The organism is Halohasta sp. A2, from assembly GCF_056175805.1.
On sequence record NZ_JAQFWV010000163.1, the window covers coordinates 1 to 1143 of the forward strand.

Annotated in this window: 1 protein-coding gene; it reads left to right on the top strand. The window is 51.1% G+C overall.

Features of this window, described 5'->3' with window-relative positions:
• Positions 1–217 precede the first annotated feature (217 nt).
• On the top strand, positions 218–994 hold the full coding sequence (locus O2S87_RS18585; RefSeq protein WP_475410208.1) for an SDR family NAD(P)-dependent oxidoreductase: 777 nt from the start codon (positions 218–220) through the stop codon (positions 992–994).
• Positions 995–1143 lie beyond the last annotated feature (149 nt).

Genomic DNA, 1143 nt, shown 5'->3' on the forward strand with positions numbered 1-1143 from the left:
CGATCGCTAGGTAGCTGAACTCGATTTTCTTTTCGACAACACTACTGAATCGGTTTGTCAATTTGTGCAGCGGTGTCTTCGGCCGATATCAGGTGTCGGGTGGTGTGGAATTCTTAGACAGGCTCTACAGATGCCTAAATTGCTGTATAGTGCCATTAGACGTGATAGTTGGTCGACTCAACAATAATTTTATAACGATGAATATACCAGTGAATGCATGGAAATTGATAGCACTGCTATCGTGACTGGTGGTGGTCGCGGTATCGGTCAAGCAATTTGTAAAGAACTGGCACGGTGTGGAGCTGACATCGTCGTCGCAGACATCGATGCAGACCAGATGAAAGAGACAAAACGCCTCGTCGAAGCGGAAGGACAGCGTGCACTCAGCGTTGAGACGGATGTAAGCGACGAAGCGGATGTCGAAGAGCTCGTCGACAGAACAGTCGAGAAATTCGATTCGATAGAGATTCTTGTCAACAACGCTGGCATCGCTGGCCCAACGAACCCATGCGAAGAAATCGAACCGTCGGAGTGGGATGCGACTATGGATGTCAACCTCCGCGGGCCGTTCCTGCTCTGTCGCGAAGTGCTCCCGATTATGAAGGAACAGGCGTACGGACGTATTGTCAACATCGCCTCGGTGACAGGGAAGAAACCGCTGTTAAATCGTACACCATACGCGGTGACGAAGCTGGGACTTATCGGTTTCACCAGGACGCTCGCACTCGAAGTCGGGTCCCATGACATCAACGTGAACGCTGTCTGTCCGGGTTCGGTCGACGGGCCTCGAATCGTCCGCGTATTCAAGAAACAGGCGGAAGCAACGGGGAGGACCTACGAAGAGGTTCGCTCAGAAGTCGAACAACAGAGTCCGCGGAACGAGTTAGTGCAACGCGAAGACATCGCCGATACGGTCGCGTATCTGTGTTCCGAGCGAGCAGAGCGAATCACTGGTCAAGATGTGAACGTCTCTGCTGGCAAGGTGATGTACTGATCTCTCGAAGCCAGAACAAACGTAGTTGCTCCGTTTATCGCAAGACAGCTCCCGTATTGAATCACTTACATAACAAATTCTCCTGTCTGAGTCGCTGAACTGCCGAATTTCTAGATACAGACATTGCAGAAGCACCCAAACCAGACTAT